Source organism: Streptomyces sp. NPDC048424 (assembly GCF_040651555.1).
Classification (GTDB): domain Bacteria; phylum Actinomycetota; class Actinomycetes; order Streptomycetales; family Streptomycetaceae; genus Streptomyces.
Genome location: NZ_JBEZKE010000002.1, coordinates 265,658 through 290,480 on the forward strand (window position 1 = coordinate 265,658; position 24,823 = coordinate 290,480).

The 24,823-nt window shown below is 70.7% G+C and carries 23 protein-coding genes and 1 pseudogene; 12 read left to right on the plus strand and 12 right to left on the minus strand.

Going from position 1 to position 24,823, the window contains the following annotated elements; genetic code table 11:
• Positions 1 to 42 precede the first annotated feature (42 nt).
• The 3 genes from AB0D29_RS03835 to AB0D29_RS03845 all read left to right on the plus strand — a co-directional run bounded on the left by AB0D29_RS03835 (position 43) and on the right by AB0D29_RS03845 (position 2,543).
• Complete coding sequence (locus AB0D29_RS03835) at positions 43 to 993, plus strand: polysaccharide deacetylase family protein (protein ID WP_362851983.1); 951 nt, start codon at positions 43 to 45, stop codon at positions 991 to 993.
• Positions 990 to 1,886 carry a polysaccharide deacetylase family protein gene (locus AB0D29_RS03840; RefSeq protein WP_362851984.1) on the plus strand — a complete coding sequence of 299 codons (897 nt, stop codon included), beginning with the start codon at positions 990 to 992 and terminating at the stop codon, positions 1,884 to 1,886. The genes AB0D29_RS03835 and AB0D29_RS03840 overlap by 4 nt, the downstream gene beginning before the upstream one ends.
• Positions 1,887 to 2,408: 522 nt before the next feature.
• Entirely contained in the window at positions 2,409 to 2,543 is a 135-nt protein-coding gene (locus AB0D29_RS03845; RefSeq protein WP_362852164.1) for a hypothetical protein, read from the plus strand.
• Positions 2,544 to 2,555: 12 nt separating this feature from the next.
• On the opposite strand, the pseudogene AB0D29_RS03850 reads toward AB0D29_RS03845, so the two are convergent.
• Positions 2,556 to 2,787 (minus strand): annotated as a pseudogene (locus tag AB0D29_RS03850) (hypothetical protein); the annotation flags it as partial.
• On the minus strand, positions 2,780 to 2,935 hold the full coding sequence (locus tag AB0D29_RS03855; protein WP_362851985.1) for a hypothetical protein: 156 nt from the start codon (positions 2,933 to 2,935) through the stop codon (positions 2,780 to 2,782). The gene AB0D29_RS03855 and the pseudogene AB0D29_RS03850, both read right to left, overlap by 8 nt.
• Positions 2,936 to 3,126: 191 nt before the next feature.
• On the opposite strand from AB0D29_RS03855, the gene AB0D29_RS03860 reads away from it, so the two are divergent.
• Positions 3,127 to 3,885 carry a GntR family transcriptional regulator gene (locus AB0D29_RS03860; protein WP_362851986.1) on the plus strand — a complete coding sequence of 253 codons (759 nt, stop codon included), beginning with the start codon at positions 3,127 to 3,129 and terminating at the stop codon, positions 3,883 to 3,885.
• Between the two features lie 424 nt (positions 3,886 to 4,309).
• Here AB0D29_RS03860 and AB0D29_RS03865 read toward each other — a convergent pair whose 3' ends face one another.
• From AB0D29_RS03865 to AB0D29_RS03880, 4 genes are all read right to left on the minus strand, one after another.
• Entirely contained in the window at positions 4,310 to 5,704 is a 1,395-nt protein-coding gene (locus AB0D29_RS03865; RefSeq protein ID WP_362851987.1) for an FtsW/RodA/SpoVE family cell cycle protein, read from the minus strand.
• Positions 5,692 to 6,909: an LCP family protein gene (locus AB0D29_RS03870; protein WP_362851988.1), complete on the minus strand. Its 1,218-nt coding sequence runs from the start codon at positions 6,907 to 6,909 to the stop codon at positions 5,692 to 5,694. Before AB0D29_RS03870 ends, AB0D29_RS03865 begins: the two co-directional genes overlap by 13 nt.
• Positions 6,910 to 6,974: 65 nt before the next feature.
• On the minus strand, positions 6,975 to 8,315 hold the full coding sequence (locus AB0D29_RS03875) for a HAMP domain-containing sensor histidine kinase (protein ID WP_362851989.1): 1,341 nt from the start codon (positions 8,313 to 8,315) through the stop codon (positions 6,975 to 6,977).
• Positions 8,308 to 8,991 carry a response regulator transcription factor gene (locus tag AB0D29_RS03880; RefSeq protein ID WP_362851990.1) on the minus strand — a complete coding sequence of 228 codons (684 nt, stop codon included), beginning with the start codon at positions 8,989 to 8,991 and terminating at the stop codon, positions 8,308 to 8,310. The genes AB0D29_RS03875 and AB0D29_RS03880 overlap by 8 nt, the downstream gene beginning before the upstream one ends.
• Positions 8,992 to 9,699: 708 nt before the next feature.
• On the opposite strand from AB0D29_RS03880, the gene groES reads away from it, so the two are divergent.
• Both groES and groL read left to right on the plus strand, forming a co-directional pair.
• Positions 9,700 to 10,008: a co-chaperone GroES gene (gene groES, locus AB0D29_RS03885; RefSeq protein WP_030011064.1), complete on the plus strand. Its 309-nt coding sequence runs from the start codon at positions 9,700 to 9,702 to the stop codon at positions 10,006 to 10,008.
• 112 nt (positions 10,009 to 10,120) lie between these two features.
• Positions 10,121 to 11,749 (plus strand): chaperonin GroEL, encoded by a 1,629-nt coding sequence (gene groL / locus AB0D29_RS03890; protein ID WP_362851991.1) that lies wholly within the window; start codon positions 10,121 to 10,123, stop codon positions 11,747 to 11,749.
• A 73-nt stretch (positions 11,750 to 11,822) separates the two neighbouring features.
• On the opposite strand, the gene AB0D29_RS03895 is transcribed toward groL, so the two are convergent.
• From AB0D29_RS03895 to AB0D29_RS03905, 3 genes are all read right to left on the minus strand, one after another.
• Positions 11,823 to 12,533 carry an ester cyclase gene (locus AB0D29_RS03895; protein WP_362851992.1) on the minus strand — a complete coding sequence of 237 codons (711 nt, stop codon included), beginning with the start codon at positions 12,531 to 12,533 and terminating at the stop codon, positions 11,823 to 11,825.
• Positions 12,534 to 12,644: 111 nt separating this feature from the next.
• The gene (locus AB0D29_RS03900; RefSeq protein ID WP_362851993.1) at positions 12,645 to 13,418 is read right to left on the minus strand and encodes an SDR family oxidoreductase; all 774 of its coding nucleotides are present in this window, start codon (positions 13,416 to 13,418) and stop codon (positions 12,645 to 12,647) included.
• Positions 13,419 to 13,449: 31 nt separating this feature from the next.
• Positions 13,450 to 14,136 (minus strand): MOSC domain-containing protein, encoded by a 687-nt coding sequence (locus AB0D29_RS03905; protein WP_362852152.1) that lies wholly within the window; start codon positions 14,134 to 14,136, stop codon positions 13,450 to 13,452.
• A gap of 91 nt (positions 14,137 to 14,227) precedes the next feature.
• Here AB0D29_RS03905 and AB0D29_RS03910 point away from each other — a divergent pair, with 91 nt between their 5' ends.
• Positions 14,228 to 15,127, plus strand: coding sequence for a LysR family transcriptional regulator (locus tag AB0D29_RS03910; protein ID WP_362800660.1), 900 nt, complete (start codon positions 14,228 to 14,230; stop codon positions 15,125 to 15,127).
• Between the two features lie 214 nt (positions 15,128 to 15,341).
• Here the strand turns inward: AB0D29_RS03910 and AB0D29_RS03915 are convergent, their stop codons facing one another.
• Positions 15,342 to 15,668 carry a WhiB family transcriptional regulator gene (locus tag AB0D29_RS03915; protein WP_030710411.1) on the minus strand — a complete coding sequence of 109 codons (327 nt, stop codon included), beginning with the start codon at positions 15,666 to 15,668 and terminating at the stop codon, positions 15,342 to 15,344.
• A gap of 390 nt (positions 15,669 to 16,058) precedes the next feature.
• On the opposite strand from AB0D29_RS03915, the gene AB0D29_RS03920 reads away from it, so the two are divergent.
• The 4 genes from AB0D29_RS03920 to AB0D29_RS03935 all read left to right on the plus strand — a co-directional run bounded on the left by AB0D29_RS03920 (position 16,059) and on the right by AB0D29_RS03935 (position 20,532).
• Positions 16,059 to 16,670 (plus strand): response regulator transcription factor, encoded by a 612-nt coding sequence (locus AB0D29_RS03920; protein WP_003948568.1) that lies wholly within the window; start codon positions 16,059 to 16,061, stop codon positions 16,668 to 16,670.
• Between the two features lie 348 nt (positions 16,671 to 17,018).
• Positions 17,019 to 17,648, plus strand: coding sequence for a sigma-70 family RNA polymerase sigma factor (locus tag AB0D29_RS03925; RefSeq protein ID WP_030389108.1), 630 nt, complete (start codon positions 17,019 to 17,021; stop codon positions 17,646 to 17,648).
• Between the two features lie 114 nt (positions 17,649 to 17,762).
• Positions 17,763 to 19,262 (plus strand): IMP dehydrogenase, encoded by a 1,500-nt coding sequence (gene guaB, locus AB0D29_RS03930; RefSeq protein ID WP_362851994.1) that lies wholly within the window; start codon positions 17,763 to 17,765, stop codon positions 19,260 to 19,262.
• 145 nt (positions 19,263 to 19,407) lie between these two features.
• Positions 19,408 to 20,532: a GuaB3 family IMP dehydrogenase-related protein gene (locus tag AB0D29_RS03935; RefSeq protein ID WP_362851995.1), complete on the plus strand. Its 1,125-nt coding sequence runs from the start codon at positions 19,408 to 19,410 to the stop codon at positions 20,530 to 20,532.
• Positions 20,533 to 20,607: 75 nt separating this feature from the next.
• Here AB0D29_RS03935 and AB0D29_RS03940 read toward each other — a convergent pair whose 3' ends face one another.
• Positions 20,608 to 21,081 carry a hypothetical protein gene (locus AB0D29_RS03940; RefSeq protein WP_362851996.1) on the minus strand — a complete coding sequence of 158 codons (474 nt, stop codon included), beginning with the start codon at positions 21,079 to 21,081 and terminating at the stop codon, positions 20,608 to 20,610.
• 119 nt (positions 21,082 to 21,200) lie between these two features.
• Positions 21,201 to 22,430 carry a nucleotide sugar dehydrogenase gene (locus tag AB0D29_RS03945; RefSeq protein ID WP_362851997.1) on the minus strand — a complete coding sequence of 410 codons (1,230 nt, stop codon included), beginning with the start codon at positions 22,428 to 22,430 and terminating at the stop codon, positions 21,201 to 21,203.
• Positions 22,431 to 22,660: 230 nt separating this feature from the next.
• Here AB0D29_RS03945 and AB0D29_RS03950 point away from each other — a divergent pair, with 230 nt between their 5' ends.
• Positions 22,661 to 24,367, plus strand: coding sequence for a glycerol-3-phosphate dehydrogenase/oxidase (locus tag AB0D29_RS03950; RefSeq protein WP_362851998.1), 1,707 nt, complete (start codon positions 22,661 to 22,663; stop codon positions 24,365 to 24,367).
• The last annotated feature ends 456 nt before the right edge of the window (positions 24,368 to 24,823 follow it).

Here is a 24,823-nt window from a genome sequence, read left to right on the forward strand (position 1 = left end):
TCTTCCCGGAAGCCTGTGTGTCGGGTGCCAGGATGCGCTGCTATGCAGCTAGTACGACAAAAGGAACATAACTCGCAACAGGGTCACCGGTACGCGGCGGGTCCGCGCAGCCGGTTCGGGGTGGCCGTGGCAGCCCTGCTCGTCGCCGCCCTCGGAACGGCATGCGGCGCCGGCGGATCCGACGGGCCGGACAAGGCCGCGAAGGAAAAGGCCGCCAAGGCCGCCGAGGCGGGCGCCGCGGGCGCCCTCAGCGCCGCCGAGAAGGCCAAGGCGGCCCAGCAGGCACGCGTCGCCGCGGCGAAGCGGTGGGGGCTGCGCAAGACGCCGCTCGCCGCCCCGGCCGCGCCGAAGGAGAAGCCCGAGATCACCACGCGCGACGGCTTCGAGGTCGAGGACCAGGAGGAGTACCCGCCGGTCTTCACCACCGTCCCGACCGAGGACAAGGTCGTCTTCCTGACGATCGACGACGGGTCGGAGAAGGATCCCGAGTTCCTGAAGATGATGAAGGAGCTGAAGATCCCGTACACGGCCTTCCTCAGCGACTACGTCGTGCGGGACAACTACCCGTACTTCAAGGAGATGCAGGCCGCGGGCGTCACCCTGAACAACCACACGATCAACCACCGCTACATGCCCGGCCTGTCGTACGAGCAGCAGCGCGAGGAGATCTGCGGTCAGCAGGACACCATCCAGAAGCAGTTCGGCAAGCGGCCGACCCTCTTCCGGCCGCCGTACGGCAACTACAACCAGGACACGCTGCGCGCGGCGAAGTCCTGCGGCATCAAGGCCGTCCCGCTGTGGAACGCCGAGGCGTTCACGAACCGCATGGACTACCGCGAGTGGGACCGGGACCTGCACCCCGGTGACATCATCCTCACGCACTTCCGGGGGAAGGAGGACTGGAAGGGCACGATGCCTGACATGATCCGTCATGTCATGAAGACCGTCACGGACAAGGGGTATGCCGTGGCTCGCCTGGAGGATTATCTGTGAAGCACGCGCGCCGGTTCGTAGCCGGAACGCTGGCGGCCGGCGCGCTCGCGCTGTCCCTGACGGGGTGCGGGGACGGCGCGGACACCAGTGGACGACTGGGCCGCACGACGCAGGGGACGGAGTCCGCGTCCAAGGACCCGAAGGGCGCCGACGCCACCGGGCCGTCGGCGCCCGCGACGCCGGCGCCGGGGGGCGCGGGCGACGAGGCGTACAGGAAATGGGGCCTGACGGCCCCGCTCGCCTACGCGCCGAAGCCCGCCCAGAAGCCGCAGATCCCGAAGGCGGCCCCCGGCAAGGTCCCGGTGATAGACCGAATACCCGTGCCGGCCGGGGAGAAGGTCGTCTTCCTGACCTTCGACGACGGCGCGGAGAAGGACCCAGAGTTCCTCAAGATGGCGGCCGACCTCAAGCTGCCGATCAGCATGTTCCTGACGCACGGTGTCGCGTCTTCGGACTACGGGCACTTCGAGAAGCTGCGCGACAACGGCTCCGGCAGCACGATAAACAACCACACGCTGACCCACCCGAACCTCCGGACGCTCTCCTTCGCGGCGCAGAAGAACGAGATATGCGGCCAGCAGGACCACCTGCAACAGCGCTTCGGCGCGCGCCCGCCGCTCTTCCGCCCGCCCTTCGGCAACTACAACGACGACACCCTCCGGGCAGCCTCGGAGTGCGGTGTCTCGTCCCTGGTCCTGTGGCGGGTGTCGATGCAGATCAACAACTTCCAGTACGCCGAGGGCTCCGCCCTCCACCCGGGCGACATCATCCTGGCCCACTTCCGCGGCCCGGCCGAACTCAAGGGCACGACGGAAACCCAGATGACGACGCGCATGCTCCAACGCATCCAGGAACAGGGCTACCGCATAGGCCGCCTGGAGGACTACTTGTAGGCGGCGGGGGCTTGGCTTCGGGGGCCTGGTCTCGGCGGGGCGGAATCAGAGAGGGCGTGGGGGTTTCCCGTCAGTCTCATCGTCTTCCGTGGCGGGACGGTCCCTCAAGGGCGCTCCCTTCGGTCGCGTCGCTGCGCGATGGCCTACGGCCACCCTTGACCGACCGCCCCGCCGCGGAAAATCGAAGACAGCCGAGAAACCCCCAAAAGAACGGGCCGGGTCCTGCTTTCAGGGACGGCCCCATCACAGCTATGCGGGCGGGGCTCCCGGTGTGCACCAAATCGCTACGCGCTCCCCACCCCTCAGCGTCTACCGGCCGTCCTGGGCTGGACATAAGCCGCCATCGATCGCTACGCGCTCCGCAGTCACGGCGACTGCGATCCGTCTGTGGCGGACACAGGAGCTCCGGGCATCAGCGGACGACGGGGCCGCGCCCGGCTCGCCAATCGCTAATGCGTTTGCGGATGCTGGGCACCATCGGAAGGTCGTCAGTGGCCTCGGGAGTAAACCACGCGACTTCGGATGCGCGAGAAGGCAGATCGAGAATTCCTGCCGGACTTCGCCGTCGTCGTGGGCAAAGACGTGTCCAGGGTCCAGTTCCATCTTGCCGCTGAAGCCGCCGGCAGTCACGCCTGGGCGCTTCGCCTCGTCTTCTGAACGTCGCCATCCGCCTGCCTGCGTCGTAGGCGCATCAGTCTGCGGCCTCGATGTTGCCGACCGCAGTGGTGAATTCACGGCCGGAGGCGCCGCGGATGTAGGCCAGCTCCATCCAGTGCTCGACGCCGGTGGCCGAGACGTTCTCGTTGATCACGGCCATCAACTCCCCCTCGACGCCGGAGGCGATGTCGCGGACGCGGCGGCGCAGGAACCGGTGCGGTACGTACTCGTGCTGCTCACTCATCGGACGCCCCCTGCAAGGTGTCGAGGAATCGCTCCCAGCCGACCAGGGCCCGGTCCAGCAGATCCGCACTGGGCTCGCCTATGGCCGCCGCCCTCATCCAGGGGATGTCTTCTGTGTCGACGCTGGACACATCACGGCGCTGCGGCATGCAGATCACTCCTCACCCGCGAGACCACCACACAGGCAGCCTCTCTAGAGATGTATCCACTACAGCCGAAGGTCACGCCATCCGTCAATAGATCTCTAGAGATCTCCGATCCCAAGGTTCCGTCGCTGGTGCGTGCGGTGGCCTACCTCGGGCTCTAGGGTGTCTAGAGAGGAAAAGGAGTGATCGGTTTCATGACCAGCCAGGGCACTACCCGCCGGCCGAAGTACCAGCGGATCGCCGATGCGCTGAGGACGGCTATCCAGTCGGGCGAGTACGGCCCGGGCGATCGTCTGCCGGGTGAGAACGACCTCATGGCCACGTATGAGGTCGCCCGGATGACCGCGCGCCAGGCCCTCGGCGTACTGCAGAACGAAGGTCTCGCGGAGGCGCGCAAAGGCGCTGGCGTCTTCGTCCGGGAGTTCAGGCCCCTGCGGCGTCGCGGTATCCAGCGACTGGCACACGAGCAGTGGGGCGCGGGCCGCTCCATCTGGTCCACCGATACCGAGGATCGGGAACTGGTCGTCGATCAGATCGAAGTGCGGGAAGAAGAGGCGAACAACCGCATCTCCGACGCCCTTGGCATTCCGTCAGGAACTCAGGTGTGGACACGCAGTCGCCGCTTCGTGCTCGATGGCAAACCCGTGCTCTTCGCGATGTCGTACCTGCCGTCGGACGTCGTTGCGGACTCCGCCATCACTCAGGTCGAAACCGGTCCCGGAGGGACGTACGCGCGGCTGGCCGAGCTGGGGCACGGCCCCGTTCACTTCCGAGAGGAAATCCGCTCCCGGATGCCGTCAGCCGACGAGGCCGAGCGGCTGGCGCTCTCCATGGGCACGCCTGTCATCCAGATCGTCCGTACCGCGTTTGCCGAGGGCGGGCGGGTCGTTGAGGTCAACGAGATGACGCTGGACTCCGCCTCCTACGTCCTGGAATACGACTTCGACGCCTAACTCGATACCGACCTACCGACCTACCGGCCCGGTATCGGCCCAAGGCGGCCGGTAGCCGCCGAGAACAGCGGAGCGCGTAGCGATCGATTGCGGCCTATGTCCAGCCCAGGACGGTCGGTAGGCGCTGAGACTACGGGGAGCGCGTAGCGATTTGGTGCGCACCGGGAGCCCCGCCCGGAAGGCGCCGACGTGGCCGTCCCTCTCCGTTCGCCCGGCCCGTTCTTTTGGGGGTTTCCCGGCTGTCTTCGATTTTCCGTGGCGGGGCGGTCGGTCAAGGGTGGCCGTAGGCCATCGCGCAGCGACGCGACCGAAGGGAGCGCCCTTGAGGGACCGTCCCGCCACGGAAGACGATGAGACTGACGGGAAACCCCACCCGCGCTTCTCTGATTTCGCCCAGCCGAGATCCGCCCCCCGAAGTCACCGCCTACGCCCGCACCACCGGCGTGATCGTGGTTTCCGCTGGGTCGCGGGCGTCTGCCTCGCGTTGGCGTTCTGCGCTGTCGCTGATGCGGAGGAGGAGGGCGATCATGATCCAGTTGGCCAGGAGGGACGAGCCGCCCTTGGCCAGGAAGGGGAGGGCCTTGCCGGTCAGGGGGATCAGGCCCGTCACGCCGCCCGCGACCACGAAGACCTGCAGGGCCAGCGCCGAGGCCAGGCCGACCGCCAGCAGTTTGCCGAAGGGGTCGCGGGCGCCGAGCGCCATGCGCAGCCCCCGCTGCACGAGGAGTGCGTAGAGGATCAGGACGGCCATCACCCCGGCCAGGCCGAGCTCCTCGCCCACCGTGGTCAGGATGAAGTCGCTGCGCCCGGCGAACGCGATCAGCTCGGGGTGGCCCAGGCCGAGGCCCGTGCCCGAGATGCCGCCCGTGCCGAAGCTGAACAGCGCCTGCGCCGACTGGTCCGAGGTGACCCCCGGGGGCCGGTTCTCCCAGTAGTACGACAGTGGGTTGAGCCACGCCGCCACGCGCGCCTTGACGTGGGGCTCCGTCGAGCCGACGACGAACGCGCCGGCCGAGGCCATGACCAGGCCGCAGACGATCCAGCCGGTGCGCTCGGTGGCGACGTACAGCATGACCACGAACACGCCGAAGAAGATCAGCGAGGTGCCGAGGTCGCGCTCGAAGACCAGCACCAGCATCGAGACGATCCACACCGTGACGATCGGCCCGAGCTGCCGCATCGGCGGCAGTCGCATGCCCAGGAACCTGCGGCCCGTCAGCGCCAGCGAGTCCCGGTGGATGACCAGGTACCCGGCGAAGAAGACCGCGATCATGATCTTCACGAACTCGCCGGGCTGCAGCGAGAAGCCGAAGAGTTTGATCCACCGCTTCGCGCCGTAGGTGTCCGCGCCGAAGAAGGCCGGCGCGATCAGCAGCACCAGCGCGACGGCCATCGTGATGTAGATGAACCGTTGCAGCAGCCGGTGGTCGCGCAGCAGCGCCAGCACCAGGAGGCAGGCGGCGACCCCGACCACCGTCCACATCAGCTGCCCGGGGGCGTTCGCGTCCGAGTTGTAGCGCTCGATGTAGCCCTGGTCGAGGCGGTGCAGCAGCACCAGCCCGAGCCCCGTCAGCAGCATCGCGAGCGGGAAGACCAGCGGGTCCGCGTAGGCGGCGAAGCGGCGCACGCCCAGGTGCCCCACCAGTGACAGCAGGGTCATGCTGATGGTGAAGCCGGCGAGGTTGGGCGGCAGCTCGTCGTTCATGGCGAGGCCGGCGGCGGCGTGGCCGAAGACGGCGATGGCGATGACGAAGACCAGGAGCAGCGCCTCCGTACGGCGGCGGGCGCCCGCCGACGTCAGGGGTTTCAGTCCACGCACGGGATGCCGCCACCGTCCTTGGGGGAAGGCGGGGAAGGCGGGGAAGGTGATGACGACGTCGGGGGTGCGGCCTCCGGCGAGGACGGCGGTGAGGACGAGGCGCCGGAGCCGGCGGAAGCCTTCGGTCCGATCTGCTCGGCAATGAGGCGCTTTATCTTCATATCATCTACGACGTTGATGTCCTCCCCATGGTTCCTTCCGAAGCCTTCGATGGGAAGTGTCATGAATTGCACCTTCCCCCCGGACAGGTTCTTCGCCTGTTCCACGAACGCCGGCAGGTCCCATCCCGCGTCCGTGACCACGTCCTGCTTCGCGGCGTCGATCAGCTTGAGCAGCTTCACGGGGTCGGTGAAGGTCCCGGCCGAGTTCAGCTTCTTCGTCGCGCCCGCCAGGAAGGCCTGCTGCCGCTTCGTCCGGTCCAGGTCGCCCATGTCCAGGCCGTGCCGCTGGCGCACGAAGGCGAGCGACTGCCGGCCGTCGAGCGTCTGCGGGCCCGCGGGGAAGTCGGCGCCGGAGTACTTGTCCTTCACCGCCTTGTTCAGGCACACCGGTACGCCGCCCAGCGCGTCGGCGAGGTGGTGGAAACCGGCCAGGTTCAGCTCGGCGAAGTGATCGACCGGGACGCCCAGGAAGTTCCGCACCGTTTCGATCTGCGCCCTGCGCCCCGCCTCCCGGCCCTCCCGTTCCAGCTGCCGGCCGTCCTTGACCCCCTGCGCGGCCAGCTGTTCCTGCTTCCGCTCCTTCGCCAGCCCGTACGCCTTCTTGATCTTGTCCTTGCCGTGGCCCGGGATGTCGACGAAGTCGTCGCGCGGCACCGAGAAGGCCTTCGCCCGGCTGCCGTCCCCGGGCACGTGCAGCAGGATCAGGGTGTTCGCGTTGTAGCCGCCGATGTCCGAGCTGCCGGCGTGCAGTTGGTCGAGGACCTCCTCCGGCAGCTTCTCGCCGTTCTGGTCGCGGCGGCTGTCCAGGCCCATGAGCAGGATGTTGGTGTCGCCGAACTTCGACTTCTCGGCGCCTTCGAGGGCCTTGGAGCTGGCGATGCCGGCGGCGAGGTCCCGGTACAGGTACCAGGCGCCGCCGCCCGCCATGACCGCCAGCGCGCAGCCGGTGACCAGCAGCGTGCGTCCGATCCGCCGGCGGCGGGACGGGCGGTGGCGGGGTCGGATCGTCGTGGTCTGCCTCGGCTTCCTCCGGTGCGCGCTCATGCCTGCCCATGCTGGGGGAGGCCCGCTGAAGGAATCCTGAGGGCTCCGGGAGCTCCGGGGGAGTGCTACCGGATCCGCAGCACCAGCCGCGCGCCCCCGGCGGGCGCCGGCAGCGCGCGTACGTCGCCCCCGTGCGCCCGCGCGATCTCCCGGGCGATGGCCAGGCCCAGCCCGGTGCCGCCGCTGGCCCGGCCCCGGTCCGCGGCCAGCCGTACGAACCGCTCGAACACCCGGTCCCGGTCCGCCTGCGGTATGCCCGGCCCGTCGTCCGTGACCTCCAGCACCGCCCAGCCGTCCTGCGCCGCCGCCCGTACGACGACCTCCGCGCGGGCGTACCGCAGGGCGTTGTCCACCAGGTTGGCCAGCGCCCGCTCCAGCCGCGCCGGATCCCCGGACGCCGGTACGGGAGCCCGCGCGTCCAGCCGTACCGCGACCCGGGCGCCGCCCCGGCGCGCCACGTCCTCCGCGGCCAGCAGGGCCAGGTCCACGGGCTCGGGCCGGGGCGCCGGCCCGCCGTCGAGGCGGGCCAGCAGCAGCAGGTCCGCCGCGATCCGCTGGAGCCGCTCGGTATCGGCCAGCGCGGCCGCGACCGACTCCCGGTCTGGGCGGTCCATGGCCAGCGCCACCTCCAGCCGGGACCGCACGGCGGCCAGCGGGTTGCGCAGCTCGTGGGAGGCGTCCGCGGTGAACTGCCGCTGCCGGGCGTCGGAGCGCTCCAGCCGGTCGAGGGTGTCGTTGACGGTCCGGGCCAGCCGGGCGATCTCGTCGGCCCCGCCCGGGTCCGGAACCCGCCGGTCCAGCTCGCTCCCGGTGACCGCCGCCAGCTCGGTCCGGATCGCGCTCACCGGGCGCAGGGCGTGGCCGGTGACCCACCAGGCCAGGGCCGCCGCGAAGCCGATCAGCGGGGGCGCGCCGGCCAGCAGCCCGATCGCGACGGCCCGGGTGGCGTCGTCGACGTCGCCGAGCACGGTCATCGCGTACACGGTGTGCGCGCCCGGCGCATCGAGGACGACGACCGCGCGCCGTTCCGCACCGGGGTGCGCGGGCGGCAGGACGGTCGAGCGGGAGTCCTCCCCGGGGCCGGGGCGCGGCGCGCCGTCGAGCTCGTGGGGGTCCGGGCCGTGCCTCGGGTCGCCGGTGGTGGCGACGGTCCGGCCGGCCGCGTCCCGTACGAGGACCAGGTCCACCCCGCTCTCGGGCGCGGGCAGCCGTCCGCCGGGCGGCAGGGTCCGGCTGTCGAGCTGGGCGGCGACCTTGCGGGCGGCGAGCTCGGTACGGCCGGTGGTGTTCTCGAGGAGGTTGGCGCGCAGCAGGGCGTGCAGCCACAGCCCGCCGGCGGCGAGGACGGCGGCCATCGCGAGGGCGGCGGCAGCGGCGGTGCGGGCGCGGACGGTGGTCCTAGCCACCGTCGGGGGCCATCCGGTAGCCGGTCCCGTGGACGGTGCGGATCGAGCGGCGGCCGAAGGGCGCGTCGATCTTCTTGCGCAGCGAGGAGACGTACACCTCCACGATGTTCGGGTCGATGCCGTGCGGGGTGTCCCAGACCTCGTCGAGGATGTCCTGCTTGGCGACGGCCCGGCCGGGCTGCTCCATCAGGCAGGCGAGCACGCCGAGTTCACGGGCGGTGAGCTCGATGTCCCGGCCGCCGCGGCGGCAGCGGCGGCCCAGCGGGTCCAGCACGAGGTCGCCGGCCTGGAGGAGGCGGCTGCGGTCGGGGCCGCCGGCGCGGCGGGCCAGCGCCCGGATCCGGGCGGCCAGGACCACGAAGGAGAACGGCTTGGTGAGGTAGTCGTCCGCGCCGCAGTCCAGGCCCTCGGCCTCGTCGTACTCGCCGTCCCGGGCGGTGAGCATCAGGACCGGGGTGGTGTCGCCGTGGGCGCGCATGCGGGCGCAGATCTCGTAGCCGCTGAGGCCGGGGAGCATCAGGTCGAGCAGGACGACGTCGTACGGGCCGCCGGCGAGGGCGAGGTCCAGACCGCGGTGGCCGTCGTGCGCGACCTCGACCAGGTGCCCGTCCGCGGAGAGGCCGCGCCGCAGGGACTCGGCGAGGCCTTCTTCGTCTTCGACCACGAGGATGCGCACGGACCAAGCGTCACATATCCCCCTTTCCCTCCCGGGCGGGGGTACGGGTTGCCCTGCGGGCGGCTCGGGGGTGTGGGGCGGTGCCCCGCCGGAATGTCTCCTCGTCGTCGCGCCTGCGGGTGCCGCTGCGACAGGGGAGGGTGGTTGCACGCTCCTCCTGCGGGGACACTCCGCCGTGTCCCCGCCCCACGGCCCGGCCCCTGCGGGCGGCTCGGGGGTGTGGGGCGGTGCCCCGCCGGAATGTCTCCTCGTCGTCGCGCCTGCGGGCACCGCTGCGACAGGGGAGGGTGGTTGCACGCTCCTCCTGCGGGGACACTCCGCCGTGTCCCCGCCCCACGGCCGGCGCGGGGGCGTGCAGGGGCGTCCCCGCAGGAGGAGCGCGCAACCGCCCTCAGCGGCCGTGACAGGCCCGCAGGCGCGACGACGAGGAGACGCCCCGGAGGGGCCCCGCGTACGGCCGGGCCTACGGAGATCCTGCCGAGCTGCCCGCAGGGCAACCCGTCGGGCCCGGGAGAAACGACACCCCCGGCGGCCAGAATTGGCACTCCGCTTGACCGAGTGCTAATCGCCGGAATAGTCTCGCACCTGGCACTCGCCCCTGGTGAGTGCCAACACAGCGACAGGCAGATCCGGCACCCGCGACGACGGATCGACCTGGTCGCCACCTCAGACAGTTAACCCCGGATCTCCGAAGGGGGAGGTCGGATCGTGACGACCGCCAGCTCCAAGGTTGCCATCAAGCCGCTTGAGGACCGCATTGTGGTCCAGCCGCTCGACGCCGAGCAGACCACGGCCTCCGGCCTGGTCATCCCGGACACCGCGAAGGAGAAGCCCCAGGAGGGCGTCGTCCTCGCGGTGGGCCCGGGTCGCTTCGAGGACGGCCAGCGTCTCCCGCTGGACGTCACCGTCGGCGACATCGTGCTCTACAGCAAGTACGGCGGCACCGAAGTGAAGTACAGCGGCGAGGAGTACCTCGTCCTCTCGGCTCGCGACGTGCTCGCGATCGTCGAGAAGTAATTCTCTTCATCAGTACTGCTTTGAGCTGCGCCCCTGGTCACCCCGCTGATTGCCGGGCGGCGAGGGGCGCAGTTCGTTAAACCCGAGTTTTCGAGAGGGCTGAACCGCTCCCATGGCGAAGATCCTGAAGTTCGACGAGGACGCCCGTCGCGCCCTCGAGCGCGGCGTCAACAAGCTTGCCGACACGGTCAAGGTGACGATCGGCCCCAAGGGCCGCAACGTCGTCATCGACAAGAAGTTCGGCGCCCCCACCATCACCAATGACGGTGTCACCATCGCCCGCGAGGTCGAGCTGGACGACCCGTACGAGAACCTGGGCGCGCAGCTCGTGAAGGAGGTGGCGACCAAGACCAACGACATCGCGGGTGACGGCACCACCACCGCCACCGTGCTGGCCCAGGCGCTGGTCCGCGAGGGTCTGCGCAACGTCGCCGCGGGCGCGTCCCCGGCCGCCCTGAAGAAGGGCATCGACGCCGCGGTCAAGGCCGTCTCCGAGGAGCTCCTCGCGACCGCCCGCCCGATCGAGGACAAGTCCGACATCGCCGCCGTGGCCGCGCTCTCCGCGCAGGACACCCAGGTCGGCGAGCTCATCGCCGAGGCGATGGACAAGGTCGGCAAGGACGGTGTCATCACCGTCGAGGAGTCCAACACCTTCGGCCTGGAGCTGGAGTTCACCGAGGGCATGGCCTTCGACAAGGGCTACCTCTCCCCGTACATGGTCTCCGACCAGGAGCGTATGGAGGCCGTCCTCGACGACCCGTACATCCTGATCAACCAGGGCAAGATCTCCTCGATCCAGGACCTCCTGCCCCTGCTGGAGAAGGTCATCCAGGCCGGCGGCTCCCGCCCGCTGCTGATCATCGCCGAGGACGTCGAGGGCGAGGCGCTCTCCACCCTCGTCGTCAACAAGATCCGCGGCACCTTCAACGCGGTCGCCGTCAAGGCCCCCGGCTTCGGTGACCGCCGCAAGGCGATGCTCCAGGACATGGCCACCCTCACCGGTGCCACCGTCATCGCCGAGGAGGTCGGCCTCAAGCTCGACCAGGCCGGTCTGGACGTACTCGGTTCCGCGCGCCGCGTGACCATCTCCAAGGACGACACCACCATCGTCGACGGTGGCGGCAGCCACGACGAGGTCGTCGGCCGCGTCAACCAGATCAAGGCCGAGATCGAGTCCACCGACTCGGACTGGGACCGCGAGAAGCTGCAGGAGCGCCTGGCGAAGCTCGCCGGTGGCGTCTGCGTCATCAAGGTCGGCGCCGCCACCGAGGTGGAGCTCAAGGAGAAGAAGCACCGCCTCGAGGACGCCATCTCGGCGACCCGCGCCGCGGTCGAGGAGGGCATCGTCTCCGGCGGTGGCTCCGCGCTCGTCCACGCCGTCAAGGTCCTCGAGGGCAACCTCGGCCTGTCGGGCGACGAGGCCACCGGTGTCGCGGTCGTGCGCCGCGCCGCCGTCGAGCCGCTGCGCTGGATCGCCGAGAACGCCGGTCTCGAGGGTTACGTCATCACCTCGAAGGTCGCCGAGCTCGACAAGGGCCAGGGCTTCAACGCCGCCACCGGCGAGTACGGCGACCTGGTCAAGGCCGGCGTCATCGACCCGGTGAAGGTCACCCGTTCCGCGCTGGAGAACGCCGCCTCCATCGCCTCCCTGCTGCTCACGACCGAGACCCTGGTCGTCGAGAAGCCGGCGGAGGACGAGGGCGACGCCGGTCACGGCCACGGTCACGGCCACAGCCACTGATCGCGCACCACGTAGGGAAGGCCCCGTTCCGCAGCCGCGGAACGGGGCCTTCCCCGTGTTTCGGCCCCGGGCCTCAGGACCCGTAGGGCGATCCGGAGCCGCCCATCTGGCGCTGCAGCCCTCCGGGGTTGTAATGCCACCAGCCCTCGACGATCTCTCCGTCCAGGCACCGGAAGGTGGTGCTCCCGGACATCTCGTACGTCTTCCCGGTCGGTGCGACCCCCATGAACATCCCCTTGTGGGTGCCGCGCCAGTTCCACACCGTCGTGACCATGTCGCCCTCGGCCAGCTGGGCCGTCGGTTCGAAGGTCATGTCGAAGGCGGCGCGCCAGGTCTCCATGTCCGACCGCATGGCGTCGCGTCCGATGACGGTGGATTCCTCCCTGCTGGCGTCGTGGTTGATGTAGTTCGTTGCGAAGCAGTCGTCGAAGACGCTCATGTTCCCGGCCATGGCGGCCTCCTGGAACACCCGGTCGGCGAGCTGCTTGTTGAGGTGCTCGTCGCGGACCACATCCAGGTTCATGAACTTCGGCATGCCTTCGCAGAGGGCCACCATCTCCTTGAACATCCGGTCCGTCTCCGGGAGCTGAGAGTTCTTCATGGCCTCCTCGTACGAGGCGAATTCCACCATGTCCACGTAGTGGCTCGGGGCCTCGCGGTCCTGGCCGATCATCGTGTGCGTGGCGGTGCGCCTGCCGCTGCTCTGCTCCGCCCAGCGGTCGATGAGCGCGTTCATCTCATCGAACCGCGTCGTCTCGTAATCGATCACTTGTACGAATGTCATCGCGTCGCCTCCCGCTGGAGATGGGACATGTCCAGTTTAGGGAGGGTTCACCCGTTTGGCGGTCCGGTAGCGACTTACCAACAGGTCGCGCTTACCGACGGGTCACGAACGCTACTGGGGCCCGTACTTGCGGCCCGTACGCGAGGACACCCCGCCCAGCAGCCCGCGCGGCGCCAGCTTCACCACGCCCATCAGCGCCTTGTACCGCGGGTCCGGGACCGACACCGTCTTCCCGCGGGCCAGGTCGGCCAGGGCCGCGGCCACCAGCTTGTCGGCGTCCAGCCACATCCAGCCGGGGATGTTGTCCGTGCCCATGCCGGCGCGCTGGTGGAACTCCGTCCGGACGAAGCCGGGGCACAGCGCCATCAGCCGCACCCCGGAACCCGTCAGGTCCCGCGCCGCGCCCTGGGTGAAGTGCACGACCCAGGCCTTGCTCGCCCCGTACGTGCCGCGCGGCACGAAGGCGGCGACCGAGGCCACGTTGATCACGCCGCCGCGGCCGCGCGAGCGCATCGACTCGGTGGCCGCCGAAGTCAGCCGCAGGACCGCCTCGATGTGCACCTTCAGCATGGTCAGCTCGTCGGCCATGGAGACCTCGAGGTAGCGGCCCTTGTTGCCGAATCCGGCGTTGTTGACCAGCAGGTCCACCGGGTGCGTCCGGTCGCCGAGGCGCTGCTCCACCGCCGCGATGCCCTCCTCGGTGGAGAGGTCGGCGGCCAGCACCTCGGCCTCGATGCCGTGCCGGTCGTGCAGCTCGGTGGCCTGCTCGCCGAGCCGTTTGGTGTCGCGCGCCACCAGCACCAGGTTGTGCCCCTGGGCGGCGAGCCGCCGGGCGAAGGCGGCGCCGATGCCCGCCGTGGATCCCGTAATCAACGCTGTCGTCATAGGCGCAACCTAGCCGCCCCGGGTGACGGTGCTACCGCGCCCCGGCGCCGGCCCCGTGCTTCTCCATGTACCGGCGCACCCGCTCGTGGGCCTCCGGCTCCATCGCAGCCCCCGCCGCCAGGGTGCGCGGCAGCAGCGCGCGTTCGGTGGTGAAGGCGCGGAACCACAGCTCCACCGTCACGTCGTGGTCCGGCCGGTGGACGATCTCGACGCGGTCGCCCGGGGAGACCGCGCCCTCCCGGATCACCCGCAGGTACGCGCCCGGCCGGGCGGCCTGGGTGAACCGCCTGACCCAGCCGGTCTCGCCCAGGACCCCCTGGAAGGTGCGGCACGGGATGCGCGCCGAGGCCACTTCGAGGACGAGGTCCGCGCCGACCCGCCAGTGGTCGCCGAGCCGCGCGGTGTTCAGGTCGATGCCGGAGGTGGTCAGGTTCTCGCCGAAGATCCCGCCGGGCAGTTCGCGGCCCAGCTCGCCCGCCCACCAGTCCAGGTCCTCGCGCGCGTACGCGTAGACGGCCTGGTGGTCGCCGCCGTGGTGGCGCCGGTCGCAGATGGCGTCGCCCTCCAGGCCGCTGCCGCGCCCGGTGGCCTTCGGGCCGGGGGCGCTGACGCGGACCGGCCCGGGGACGGGGCGCTTGCCGATGCCCGTCACCCCGCCCTCGGCGTCGGTGTAGTCGACGGCCGTGGCGCGGCCGAGGTTCACGGAGATCAGTTGCATGGTGCCCATGGGGACACGCTAGCGGCGAGTGAGACCCAAAGTGTCACAGAGAGATTCGCTTGGCAGTCAAAGCAGGGCTTATGCTCAAAGGGTGATCGAGGCACGTCATCTCCGGGTTCTGCGCGCTGTCGCCGGGACCGGATCCTTCTCCGCCGCAGCCCGCGAGCTCGGCTGCACCCAGCCCGCCGTCTCCCAGCAGATGAAGGCGCTGGAGCAGTCGGCCGGCACGCCGCTGCTCATCCGCACCGGCCGCGAGATGCGGCTGACCCAGGCCGGTGAGGCCCTGGTGCGGCACGCCGCCGGGATCCTGGCCGGGCTGACCGCCGCCGAGGAGGAGGTCGCAGCCATCGCCGGGCTGCGCGCCGGCCGGGTCCGGCTCGTGTCCTTCCCCAGCGGCAGCTCCACGCTGGTGCCGACCGCGCTCGCGGCGATGCGCGCCGAGCACCCGGGCACCCGGATCTCGCTGGTCGAGGCGGAGCCGCCGCGTTCGGTGGAGATGCTGCGCGAGGGCGACTGCGACCTGGCCCTCGCCTTCCGCTACGGCGGGGCCGCCGGCTCCGCCGCGGAGTGGGAGGACCTCGTCGTGCGGCCGCTGCTGACGGACCGGCTCGTCGGGCTGGTCCCGGACGGGCACCGGCTGGCCGGGGCGGAGCGCGTGGGCATGGCCGAGCTGGCCGACGAGCCCTGGATCGCGGGCTGTCCGCGCTGCCGCCGCCATCTGGTGGAGGTGTGCGAGGGCGTGGGCTTCACCCCGCGCATCGACTTCGCCACCGACGACTACCCGGCCGTGGTCGGCCTGGTCGGCGCGGGGCTGGGCGTCGCGGTGCTGCCGGAGCTCGCGGTGGAGTCCGTACGGGCCAAGGGCGTGAGCACGGTCGTCGTGGAGCCGGCCGTCGAGCGGGAGGTCGTGGCGCTGACCCTGCCCGACCTGGCCCGCGTACCGGCCGTGGCCGCGACCCTGGCCGAGCTGGAGCGGGCCGCGACGCGCTGACGAGCGCCGATGGACCGCGCGGCGCTGACGAGCGCGCCGGCGGACCACGCCGGACGGACCGCGCGCACCCGCCGACGGACCGCGCGCAACCGGCCGTACGCACGCACTCAGCTGGGTGCGTACGGCCGAACGCGTGAAATCCGGGCCCGGAGGCGACACGCCCGGGCGTGCAGGTGATTCGCAGAAACGTTCCTTCGGACGTTCCGTCGAGCGCTCAGTCCGGAGCGATCGGCCCGATCGCACTCGACGCGGGGATCAGACGGTGCCGGGCGCGGCCCATGAGTTCTTCGCGTTCGTCCTCGGTCAGACCTCCCCACACTCCGTAGGGCTCGCGGACGGCGAGTGCGTGCGCGGCACATTCCGCGCGGACCGGGCATCGCATGCAGACCTCTTTAGCCGAGGCCTCGCGCGCGCTCCTGGCCGCGCCCCGCTCGCCTTCCGGGTGGAAGAAGAGGGAGCTGTCGACCCCGCGGCAGGCAGCCAGCAGCTGCCAGTCCCAGAGGTCGGCGTTCGGGCCGGGGAGGCGGGAGAAATCTGCCATTGGTAGTCCTCGTTGGTGCCGGTACTGAGGCGGATACGGTCGATGTCTCCAAGGGTCTCCACACCTACTGTCGGAGTAGATGTAAATATGACTCATTGGGAATCTAGCCTCAGACACGTGCCAAACGGAAGGAAAGCCGCCAAATAGGGCATAGCTCCAGATGGAGGACAGGTGGCTTGTGGCGTCGACGCCGTGATCGCTTCCTCACGTAGAGTGCCGAAGGTGTCCGTCCGACCCGTAACTCTTTCGAGTGACCATCGTTGAGAGTGCGAAGGCGGTTGAACCAATAAGTTCTCGGACAGGTGTCCGGGGGCATCGACCGCACAGGTGACGATACGTACCAGCCTGGAGGCTCAAGGTGACGCGCATCAGCAGCTGCGGAGGGCGGTCATGACATCCGTCCTCGTCTGCGACGACTCCCCGCTTGCCCGAGAGGCGCTCCGTCGCGCGGTTGCCACCGTGCCCGGCGTCGAGCGTGTGACGACGGCTGCCAACGGCGAGGAAGTCCTCCGCCGCTGGGGTGCCGACCGCTCCGACCTGATTCTGATGGATGTACGGATGCCCGGGCTCGGCGGTGTGGAGACGGTCCGTCGGCTGCTCTCGGCCGACCCCGGAGCCCGCATCATCATGCTGACGGTCGCCGAGGACCTGGACGGCGTGGCCCTCGCGGTCGCCGCCGGCGCCCGCGGCTACCTGCACAAGGACGCCTCGCGCGCCGAACTGCGGGCCACGGTCACCCAGGCCCTGGCCGACCCGACCTGGCGACTGGCCCCGCGCCGGCTCCGCTCGGCCGAGATGGGCGCCGCGCCCACGCTCACCGCGCGCGAGATCCAGGTGCTGGAGGGCATGAGCCACGGCCGGTCCAACGCGGAGATCGGGCGCGAGCTCTTCCTCTCCGAGGACACGGTCAAGACGCACGCCCGCAGGTTGTTCAAGAAGCTCGGCGCCTCGGACCGGGCGCACGCCGTGGCACTCGGATTCCGCTGGGGTCTGGTCCGCTGACCCGCAGGTCGCGGCCGGGCCCGGCCCGGTCCGCCGTAGACCGCGGATCGTCGAGAGCGGTCCCGTCCGCCACGGGCGGACGGGGCGGCGCGCCGCCCTCGATTCCGGTGTAGCCCTGTCCCGCCGTACCCGGTGCGCACCCGGGGGTTGGCGGGGCACAATCCGGGGGACGTCTCGCTTCGTGCGCGATGCCGCATCCTTGAGGGTGTGGAGTCTCTCGGAGACTATTCGGCCGAGCGGGAGGGGAGGGCGCAGATGACGAGCTCAGGCGCACCCGCTCATAACGCTTCGATGCACAACAAGGGCCACGGTGCCGCGGATGCTCCGGCGCCAAGGCACCATGGATTGATGCGCGACGACGAGGCCCTGGGGTCACCCGCGGCCACAGGCCCCACCGGCGCCGCCAAAGGCGGTAGTGCCGGGGGTGTCAGCGCGCTCGTACGCAGGGCGGTCGAGGGCGACGAGCAGGCCACGCACGACCTGCTCGCCTTCGTGCACCCCCTCGCGATCCGCTACTGCCGCACGCGACTGTCGCGGCTCCCGGGTGATGCTCGTCACTTCGTGGAGGACCTGGCGCAGGAGGTCTGCGTCGCGGTCCTGATGGCCCTGCCGCGCTACCGGGACACCGGGCGGCCCTTCGAGGCCTTCGTCTTCGCCATCGCCGCGCACAAGGTCGCCGATCTGCAGCGGGCCGCCATGCGGCACCCCGGCAGCACGGCCGTGCCCTCCGACGAGATGCCGGAGCGCCCCGACGACTCGCTGGGCCCGGAAGAGCGGGCGCTGCTCAGCAGCGACGCCGCCTGGGCCAAGAAGCTGCTGGCCAACCTGCCGGAGAACCAGCGCGAGCTCCTCGTACTGCGGGTGGCCGTCGGGCTGACCGCGGAGGAGACCGGGCAGATGCTCGGAATGTCGCCCGGAGCCGTGCGCGTGGCACAGCACCGGGCGCTCAGCAGGCTGCGGGCACTCGCCGAGCAGTAGGAGGAGTCGTAGGAAGCGACGAATCTTCTGCTTGACCTTGGTCGTGGAATGAGACGCGTCGGGATCCCGTTAGCATGGACATCCGCGCTGAGCAAGACCATTTGGGAAGGTGTCATGACCGCCGACGGAGTGCCCGACAAATTCGCCACGCTCGGACTGACCTACGACGACGTGCTGCTGCTGCCGGGCGCGTCGGACATGTCGCCTGATGCGATCGACACCTCTTCCCTGATCTCCAAGAACGTCCGGGTGAACGTCCCGCTGCTGTCCGCGGCCATGGACAAGGTCACCGAGGCCCGCATGGCCATCGCGATGGCCCGCCAGGGCGGCGTGGGCGTGCTGCACCGCAACCTCTCCATCGTCGACCAGGCCAACCAGGTCGACCTGGTCAAGCGCTCCGAGTCCGGCATGGTCACCGACCCGATCACGGTGCACCCGGACGCGACGCTGGGCGAGGCCGACCAGCTGTGCGCGAAGTTCCGCATCTCCGGCGTCCCCGTCACCGACGCCGCCGGCAAGCTCCTCGGCATCGTCACCAACCGCGACATGGCCTTCGAGTCGGACCGCAGCCGCCAGGTGCGCGAGGTCATGACCCCGATGCCGCTGGTCACGGGCAAGGTCGGGATCTCCGGCGTGGACGCCATGGAGCTGCTGCGCCGCCACAAGATCGAGAAGCTGCCGCTGGTCGACGACGCGGGCATCCTCAAGGGCCTCATCACGGTCAAGGACTTCGTCAAGGCCGAGAAGTACCCGAACGCCGCCAAGGACAAGGACGGCCGGCTGCTCGTCGGTGCGGCCGTCGGTGTCGCCGGCGACGCCTACGAGCGCGCCCAGGCGCTGATCGAGGCGGGCGCCGACTTCATCGTCGTCGACACCGCCCACGGCCACTCCCGCCTGGTCGGCGACATGGTCGCCAAGATCAAGTCGAACTCCACCGTCGACGTCATCGGCGGCAACGTCGCCACCCGCGACGGCGCCCAGGCGCTGATCGACGCCGGCTGCGACGGCATCAAGGTCGGCGTGGGCCCCGGCTCCATCTGCACCACCCGCGTCGTCGCCGGCATCGGCGTCCCGCAGGTCACCGCGATCTACGAGGCCTCGCTCGCCGCCAAGGCGGCCGGCGTCCCGGTCATCGGCGACGGCGGCCTCCAGTACTCCGGCGACATCGCCAAGGCCCTGGTCGCGGGCGCCGACACGGTGATGCTCGGCTCGCTGCTCGCGGGCTGCGAGGAGTCCCCGGGCGAGCTGCTCTTCATCAACGGCAAGCAGTTCAAGTCCTACCGCGGCATGGGTTCGCTCGGCGCGATGCAGTCCCGCGGCGACCAGCGCTCCTTCTCCAAGGACCGCTACTTCCAGGAGGGCGTGGGCGGCGACGACAAGCTCATCCCCGAGGGCATCGAGGGCCAGGTCCCGTACCGCGGCCCGCTCTCCGCGGTCGTGCACCAGCTCGTCGGCGGCCTGCGCCAGTCGATGTTCTACGTCGGCGGCCGCACGGTCCCCGAGCTGCAGGACCGGGGCCGCTTCGTCCGGATCACCTCGGCGGGACTCAAGGAGAGCCACCCGCACGACATCCAGATGACGGTGGAAGCACCGAACTACTCCCGCAAGGGGTAGCAGCCGACTCAGAGGGGCGGGCCCGGGTGACCGGGGCCCGCCCCTTCGGCGTGGGGGCCGCTCGTCCGTACAGCGGTCACCGGAACGCGGGCCCCCGGGGTTCGGGGATACTGGACGGGCAGACCCAGAGGAAAGGCCACCACACGTGACTGAGATCGAGATCGGGCGCGGCAAGCGCGGCCGCAGGGCGTACGCGTTCGACGACATCGCCATCGTCCCGAGCCGGCGTACCCGGGACCCGAAGGAGGTCTCGATCGCCTGGCAGATCGACGCGTACCGCTTCGAGCTCCCCTTCCTGGCCGCCCCCATGGACTCGGTCGTCTCCCCGCAGACCGCGATCCGCATCGGCGAGCTCGGCGGCCTCGGCGTGCTGAACCTCGAAGGCCTGTGGACCCGGTACGAGGACCCGCAGCCGCTGCTCGACGAGATCGCGGAGCTGGACGAGGAGTCCGCCACCCGCCGTCTCCAGGAGATCTACTCCGCGCCGATCCAGGCGGACCTGATCCGGCAGCGGATCAAGGAGGTGCGCGACTCGGGCGTCGTCACCGCCGCCGCGCTCTCCCCGCAGCGCACCGCGGAGTTCTCCAAGGCCGTCGTCGACGCGGGCGTGGACATCTTCGTGATCCGCGGCACCACCGTGTCGGCCGAGCACGTCTCGGGCGCCGCCGAACCGCTGAACCTCAAGCAGTTCATCTACGAGCTCGACGTCCCGGTCATCGTGGGCGGCTGCGCCACCTACACGGCGGCCCTGCACCTGATGCGCACCGGCGCCGCGGGCGTCCTGGTGGGCTTCGGCGGCGGCGCCGCGCACACCACGCGCAACGTGCTCGGCATCCAGGTCCCGATGGCGACCGCCGTCGCGGACGTGGCCGCGGCCCGCCGCGACTACATGGACGAGTCCGGCGGCCGCTACGTGCACGTCATCGCCGACGGCGGCGTGGGCTGGTCGGGCGACATCCCGAAGGCCGTCGCCTGCGGCGCGGACGCCGTGATGATGGGCTCCCCGCTGGCCCGTGCCACCGACGCGCCCGGCAAGGGCAACCACTGGGGCATGGAGGCCGTCCACGAGGACGTGCCGCGCGGCAAGAAGGTCAACCTCGGCACGGTCGGCACCACCGAGGAGATCCTCACCGGTCCCTCGCACAGCCCGGACGGATCGATGAACATCTTCGGCGCCCTGCGCCGCTCGATGGCCACCACCGGCTACAGCGAGCTCAAGGAGTTCCAGCGGGTCGAGGTCACCATCGCGGACTCGCAGCACAGCCGCTGACCGCTGCGCCCGTACGCCGGAGGGCCGGCACCCCGTGTGGGGTGCCGGCCCTCCGGCGTACGAGGTGTGGCCCGGTCAGTCGCCGACCTTCTTGGCCGCGCCGAAGGCGGCGAAGCCGCCGATGCCGAGGAAGACGAAGGACATGAAGTCCACGCTCTCCTTCCAGAGGTCGTTCAGGCCGCCGACGCCGACCTCGCTGATGACCTCGCCCACGCCGACGTGGCCGTAGTCGGCGATCGCCAGCGCGATGAAGAAGACCTGGCCGAGGTAGACGGCGCCGATGGAGAGCAGGACGGCGATCACGGGCAGGATCGGGTTGCGACCGCCCACCTTGCCGGCGGCGAGGCCGACGAGGAGGCCGACGCCGATCGCGGCGTAGCCGATCTCGCGGTCGATGGCGTTCATGATGCCGCCGTACGCGCCGGCCGCGACGAGGGCGGCGACGACGGCCGCGACGATGCCGAGACCGAAGTTGCCGGTGCGGGCCGGGGCGGGGGCGGGCGCCGGGCTGAAGGAGTCGGGCGCGGGCGGCGTGAAGTTCTGGCTCATGCGGGAAATCCCCCCCAGGGATTCGTGGGGCACACGTGTCCTGGGGACGTATGTGCGAGATAAGTGACGCCGCAGGCTAGCAGTCCCGTCGGACATTCACAGGGAGGATTTCCCGGCCGTCACAGGCGGTGGGCCGCGCCCGCCGGGCTGGCGCCGCGCGTGTCCAGCAGCAACTGGGCCTTCACGGCGAGACCTTGCAGGTCATAGGTGCGGTGGTGCTGGAGCAGGATGGTCAGGTCGGCGTTGGCCGCCGCCTCGTACAGCGATTCGGCGCGGGGGACCGGCTGGTCCCTGACCCGCCAGCCCGTGATGTACGGGTCGTGGTAGCTGATCAGCGCCCCCAGGTCGAGCAGGCGGCTGGCGATCTCGCGTGCCGGGGAGCCCTCCTGGTCGGCGAGGTCGGGCTTGTAGGTGACGCCCAGGAGCAGGACGCGGGCGCCGCGGGCCGACTTGCCGTGCTCGTTCAGCAGGGTGGCGCAACGCTGGATGACGTACTGCGGCATCCGGTTGTTGATCTCCTGGGCCAGGCCGACCATGCGCAGGGGGTGGCCGGGGGTGCGGGTGGTGTGGGGGAGGTAGTTCGGGTCGAGGGGGACGCCGTGGCCGCCGACCCCGGGGCCGGGGCGGAAGGCCTGGAACCCGTACGGCTTGGTCTCGGCGCAGCGGATGACGTCCCACAGGTCGACGCCCAGGTCGTGGCAGAGGACCGCCATCTCGTTCATGAGGGCGATGTTGACGTGCCGGTAGTTCGTTTCGAGGAGCTGGACGGTCTCGGCCTCGCGCAGCCCGCGGGCGCGGACCACCTTCTCGGTGAGGCGGGCGTAGAAGGCGTGCGCGGACTCGGTGCAGGCGGGGGTGAGGCCGCCGATCACCTTGGGGGTGTTGGCGATGCCGTGGGTCCGGTTGCCGGGGTCGTGGCGGCTGGGGGAGTAGGCCAGGTGGAAGTCCCGGCCGGCCCGCAGGCCCGAGCCCGCTTCGAGGATGGGGCGCAGGTAGTCCTCGGTGACGCCCGGGTGGACGGCGGATTCGAGGATCACGGTGGTGTGCGGGCGCAGCCGCGCGGCGAGCGCGTGGCCGGCCTCGCCGATGGCGGAGAGGTCCAGTGCGCGGTCGGCGCCGAGCTGGGTGGGGGCGCAGATGACTGCCGTGCGGACCCGGCCGAGCTCGGCGGGGTTGGTGGTCACCCGGAAGCCGGCCGCCGACATGCGGCGGATCTCGGCGGCGGTGAGGGTGGAGTCCGTGACCGGACCGCTGTCGTAGCCGACCGTCTCGATCCCGGCGGCTACGGCCGCCTGGGCGAGTGGGAGGCCGAGATGGCCGAGTCCGATGACGGCGAGATCTGCGGGCATGGGGGTGCCGTCCCTTCCCTGACATGAGGGGGCTGCCGCGCAAGTTCTCCAGGGGGCAGGGGAGCTGGCGCAATGTCAGACTAGGCGTATATATGACAGATATGTCGCATTCCGGGGTGAAGGTCATCGTTGTGTTGTCCACAGGCGGTGGCTGATGTGGGTGCGGGCGGTCAGAATCATGAAACGGGGGCATGTGAGCGGGATCTCACCCGCACCAACGGGAGGCAGCCGTGAGGACAGCGACACTGGGGCCGGCGCAGCGGGCCGAGGCCCTCGCCCGGATGGCCGAGCGTGAACTGGACGTGCTGGTGGTGGGCGCGGGCGTGGTGGGCGCCGGCACCGCGCTCGACGCGGTCACCCGGGGCCTGTCGACCGGCCTGGTGGAGGCGCGGGACTGGGCGTCGGGCACCTCCAGCCGGTCCAGCAAGCTGATCCACGGCGGCCTGCGGTACCTGGAGATGCTCGACTTCGCCCTCGTACGGGAGGCGCTGAAGGAGCGCGGCCTGCTGCTGGAGCGGCTCGCCCCGCACCTGGTGAAGCCGGTGCCCTTCCTGTACCCCTTGCAGCACAAGGGCTGGGAGCGGCTGTACGCCGGCTCGGGCGTCGCGCTGTACGACGCGATGTCGGTCTCCAGCGGGCACGGGCGCGGCCTGCCGGTGCACCGGCACCTGTCGCGCAAGCGCGCCCTGCGGGTGGCTCCGGCGCTGCGCAAGGACGCGCTGGTGGGGGCCCTGCAGTACTACGACGCCCAGATGGACGACGCGCGGTACGTCACCACCCTGGTCCGCACGGCCACGGCGTACGGGGCGCACTGCGCCAACCGGGCGAGGGTGATCGGCTTCCTGCGCGAGGGCGAACGGGTGGTCGGCGCGCAGGTGCGGGACGTGGAGGGCGGCGGTGAGTACGCCATCCGCGCGAAGCAGGTCGTCAACGCGACGGGGGTGTGGACGGACGACACCCAGGCGCTGATCGGGGAGCGCGGGCAATTCCACGTACGGGCCTCGAAGGGCATCCACCTGGTCGTGCCGAAGGACCGGATCCATTCCAGCACCGGGCTGATCCTGCGGACCGAGAAGTCGGTGCTGTTCGTCATCCCGTGGGGGCGGCACTGGATCGTGGGCACCACGGACACCGACTGGGACCTGGACAAGGCCCACCCGGCGGCGTCCAGCGCGGACATCGACTACCTGCTGGAGCACGTGAACTCGGTGCTGGCGGTGCCGCTGACGCGCGACGACGTCCAGGGCGTGTACGCGGGCCTGCGGCCGCTGCTGGCCGGGGAGTCGGACGCGACGAGCAAGCTCTCGCGCGAGCACACGGTGGCGCACCCGGTGCCCGGGCTGGTGGTGGTGGCGGGCGGCAAGTACACGACGTACCGGGTCATGGCGAAGGACGCCGTCGACGAGGCCGTGCACGGGCTGGACCAGCGGGTGGCGGAGTGCGTGACGGAGGACGTGCCGCTGGTGGGGGCGGAGGGGTACCGGGCGCTGTGGAACGGGCGGGCCAGGATGGCGGCCCGGACGGGTCTTCACGTGGTGCGGGTGGAACACCTGTTGAACCGGTACGGCTCGCTGACGGAGGAACTGCTGGACCTGATCGCCGCCGATCCGGGACTGCGCGAGCCGGTGACCGGGGCGGAGGACTACCTGCGGGCCGAGATCGTGTACGCGGCCTCGCACGAGGGGGCGCGGCACCTGGACGACGTGCTGACGCGGCGGACGCGGATCTCGATCGAGACCTTCGACCGCGGGACGCGGTCGGCGCGCGAATGCGCGGAGTTGATGGCTCCGGTCCTGGGGTGGGACGAGCAGCAGATCGCGAAGGAAGTGGAACACTACGAGAAGCGGGTGCAGGCGGAGCGGGAGTCGCAGCGCCAGCCGGACGACCAGACGGCGGACGCGGCGCGGCTGGGGGCGCCCGACATCGTTCCGTTGTAACTCCGGAATGCGTGACGGGGAACCGCGGACCCGGGGGGCCCGTCCGTTGCGGAGTGAGGAACAATGAGGGTTCTGCCGGGGCGGGTTACCGCGGGCCCCGGCCGCCGGGTCGCTCAGCCGCCGGGGCAGGCGGAGCAGCGGCAGGATCGCAGAGGGGACGCATGTCGAAGCCGGAGCACACCGAGTCACCTGCGGGGTCGCCTGCGGCGGCGCCTGACAGTGCGAAGTCTTCGGCTGGCCGCGTGCCTTCCGGGGCGCCTGTGGCGAAGCCTGGCAGTGAGAAGGCCGGGTCGCCTGCGGCGAAGCCCGGCCGTGAGGAGCGGGCCGTGGCGAAGGCCGAGCCTTCCGACGCACCTGCCGGGGCGACGAAGCCGGGCAGTGAGCAGGCGGAGCCTGACGAGGCGAAGGCCGCGGCTGCGAAGCCCGGGTTGAGCAAGGCCGAGCGGGTGCCCGCGG